3 protein-coding genes are annotated in these 3344 nt (G+C 67.9%); 2 read left to right on the top strand and 1 reads right to left on the bottom strand.

Annotation, left to right across the window (positions count from 1 at the left end; all coding sequences use genetic code 11):
- Nucleotides 1-176 precede the first annotated feature (176 nt).
- Complete coding sequence (locus tag VF794_RS14010; RefSeq protein WP_331110582.1) at nt 177-1337, bottom strand: hypothetical protein; 1161 nt, start codon at nt 1335-1337, stop codon at nt 177-179.
- Nucleotides 1338-1466: 129 nt separating this feature from the next.
- Between VF794_RS14010 and corA the strand changes: the two genes are divergently transcribed.
- Nucleotides 1467-2411 carry a magnesium/cobalt transporter CorA gene (gene corA / locus VF794_RS14005; protein ID WP_331110580.1) on the top strand — a complete coding sequence of 315 codons (945 nt, stop codon included), beginning with the start codon at nt 1467-1469 and terminating at the stop codon, nt 2409-2411.
- 17 nt (nt 2412-2428) lie between these two features.
- Complete coding sequence (locus VF794_RS14000) at nt 2429-3208, top strand: alpha/beta fold hydrolase (protein WP_331110584.1); 780 nt, start codon at nt 2429-2431, stop codon at nt 3206-3208.
- Nucleotides 3209-3344 lie beyond the last annotated feature (136 nt).

The raw sequence follows: 3344 nt of genomic DNA, 5'->3' as shown, positions 1-3344 counted from the left end.
CGTAGCAGGGCTTTACATCTTTCGTGAAAATGACCCTGATTTCAATGGGTTGCATTCCACCACGAAAGGTGTCCTGTCTTCATACACTCCTGTCCTGATTCGCGACAGGGGCTGAAGCAAGGGGCTCATACCCGTTTAATCCAGATCGTTTGGATAGCAATTTTTTGGACGCGAACTCACATGATCTCCAGCCCTCCCAGCAGGGACTGGAGGGCCTCGAGGGTGGAGCGCAGCTCGGGGCCGGTGAGCTGGGCGAGGGGCGCCTTGCGCACCTTGCGCAGGAAGGCGTCGAGCCGCGCGTCGCGCCCATAGAGGGACTGAGCGCTGGCGGCCGCCTCGGCCAGGGCCCGCGCCGCCGCCGCCGGGTCCGAGCCCAGCAGCCCGAAGGCCCGCTCCAGCCGCACGCCGCAGCCCGCCCACACCTCGCGATCATGGGTGATGAGCAGCTGGCGCTGGTTCACGTTGGCGAGCGTGCGCACGAAGGAGTCCAACTCCTCCACCGCGGCCAACAGCTCCTGCTTGCGAGGACTGTTCTGGATGGCCAGCCGCCCCACCTCGCCGCGCACCTCGATCACGTGGCGCTTGTCCTGCGCGCGCAGGTGCCGGTAGGCGGCGGTGCGGCCGAATGCGTCCAGCTCCGTCTGGAGCTGCTGGGCGTTCCACTGCACGTCCTCGGGCTCGGCCTCACGCACCTTGGCCACCCGCGCCGTCACGATGCGCGCCAGGTCCGAGACGAGGGCCCGCACCATCACCGCCGCCTTCACCTCCGCCTCGTGGCCGGGCACCACCTGCTGCCGCGTCACCGGCCCGAAGGCACTGGCGGACTCGAAGACGAGGTTGCCGATCTGCTCGCGGAAGCGCGCGCGCAGCCGCTGCAGCTCCGTCAGCAGCGTCCACCGGTCCGACACCACGGCGGGGTTGCGCATCGCCTCGCCAAGCTGGGTGACGCCCTGGGCGAGCTGCTGCATCCACCCCAGCAGGAGCTCGGAGGCATCCTTGGCCCTCCGCGTCTCCACGGTGGCCGTCAGGGGCGCCCCGGCCTTGCCCGCCACCGGCGACACCGCGAACTGCTCGCGGATGACGTTGAGCAGCGCGTTGACGTCCATCACCGTGTCGCGGATGACGGGGGCCATCTCCTCCCAGAGCGACAGGTCCGGGCTCTCGTCCACGCTGGCGGTCTCGTACTTCAACAGGTCCAGATCGCTCAGCCGGGCAATGGCCTGCCCCGCGGCGAGGTACACCTTGCGCAGGCGCTCGGCGAAGGCGTGATCGGACAGGGACTGGAGGAGTTCCTCGAGCCGGGGGGAGAGAACGAGCGGAGAGGTTTCGTCGGACACGGCGCACCCACTCTAATAGGTCCTTTGGGGCACGTCGCGAAACCTACCCGCGCGGCGTGAGACGTTGAGCACTCGCCGCGGCGCCGGGTGCTCGACTTCATGGTGGGTGCGATCTAAGCAGACGGGGACATGATCCAGGTTCTGCTCCTGAATGAAGGCAAGGCGGTCTCCGGCGGGGAGGAGCTGCTCGCACAGCCCGGCCCCAAGTGGATCGACGTCCTCAACACGACCGAGGAGGAGATGACACGGCTGGGGGAGCGCTATGGGCTGCACAAGCTGGCCATGGAGGACTGCCTGCACCTGGATCAGCGGCCCAAGCTGGAGGAGTACCCGAACCACCAGTTCATCGTGCTCCAGGGGTTCACCGCCTCGGCGGGGGACGTGTGCGACCTGACGCTGCACGAGCACCACTTCTTCCTGGGACCGGACTGGATCATCAGCGTGCACGAGCTGCCCTTCGAGGGGTTGGAGCAGGTGCGGCGGCGGGTGCTGGACGATCCGCAGACCATGCGGGGTCGCGGGGTGGACTTCCTGCTGTACCTGATGGCGGACGCGCTGATGGACCGGAACTTCCCCATCCTGGACAGCTTCAACGATGAGCTGGAGGACCTGGAGTCGGCGATCTTCGAGAACGCGAAGCCGGAGCAACTTCAGCGCATCTTCGAGCTGAAGCGGGGGCTGGTGACGCTGCGGCGGGTGCTGTCACCGCAGCGGGACGTGCTGGGACTCCTGGCGCGCAGGGGCATCCCCAACGTGCAGGAGCGCACGGCGCTGTACTTCCGCGACGTGTACGACCACCTGATCCGCCTGTACGAGCAGATCGACGCGGGGAGGGATCTGCTCGGCAACGTGATGGACGGCTACCTGTCCATGATGGCCAACCGGACGAACGACATCACCAAGCAGCTCACCATCTTCTCCACCATCTTCCTGCCGCTGTCGTTCATCACGGGCTTCTTCGGGCAGAACTTCGACCTCCTGTCACACCGGGGCTACTTCTGGCTGATGATGGGAATGGTGATCTCGCTGCCGGTGACGCTGATGTTCTGGTTCAGAAGGAAGAATTGGATCTGAGACTCCTGGAGGAGCCCATGCCCACCCTCACCGTCGATGGCGTTCCCCTGCACTACCGCGACGAGGGTCGCGGGCTGCCGGTGCTGCTGTTCCACGCGTTCCCGCTGAACGGAGACGCCTACGCGAAGCAGGTGAAGGCGCTGTCGGGGCGCTACCGCTTCATCCTCCCGGACATCCGCGGCTTCGGGCGGAGCGGGCTCGGCGAGGGCCCCACGGACATGTCGCGCATCGCCCGGGACGCACTGGCGCTGCTGGACGCGTTGAACGTGGAGTCGGCGGTGGTGGGCGGGGTGTCCATGGGCGGGTACGCCAGCATGGCGCTGCTGCGAGAGGACGCGGGGCGGGTGCGGGGGCTGGTGCTGGTGGACACGCAGGCCACGGCGGATGACGACGCGGCGCGCGGGCGGAGGGAGACCTCCGCGCAGGAGGCGCTGCGCGAGGGCCCCGAGTCGGTGGTGCGGGCCCTGCTGCCGAAGGTGGTGGTGGCACCGGACTCGGAGGTGGGGCGCGAGGTGGCGGCGCTGATGAGGACGGCCACGCCGGAGGGCATCGCGGCGGCGCAGCGGGGCATGGCGCTGCGGCCGGACAGCAAGGACATCCTCGCGCGCTACGCCGGGCCCGCGCTGGTGGTGGTGGGCGAGAAGGATCCCGTCACGCCGCTGGAGAAGGCGAAGCAGCTGGCGGACCTCATCACCGGGGCACGGCTGGAGGTAATCCCGGACGCGGCCCACCTGCCCAACCAGGAGCAGCCGGAGAAGTTCAACGCGGTGCTCGACGGCTTCCTGGCGAACCTCTGAAGCGGACCCCTGAAAAGCCGGAAGGGAGAAGGACTCGTGTGGAGCCCTCCTCCCTTCACTGGTGACGGACGCTCTCCCTCGGGGAGGGCGTCGGGGCGGGGGCATCTTGCCTGGCCACCCCTTTCGCGATTCCTGG

This window comes from Archangium sp. (assembly GCF_036389735.1).
In the GTDB taxonomy this organism is placed as follows: Bacteria; Myxococcota; Myxococcia; order Myxococcales; family Myxococcaceae; genus Archangium.
The sequence above is the reverse complement of the archived record's forward strand: the minus strand, read 5'-3'. Positions and strand labels throughout refer to the sequence as shown.

Coding starts and splice junctions, on each gene's coding strand:
- VF794_RS14000 (WP_331110584.1), top strand. CDS start 2,429: ATGCCCACCCTCACCGTCGATGGCGTTCCCCTGCACTACCGCGACGAG.
- corA (WP_331110580.1), top strand. CDS start 1,467: ATGATCCAGGTTCTGCTCCTGAATGAAGGCAAGGCGGTCTCCGGCGGG.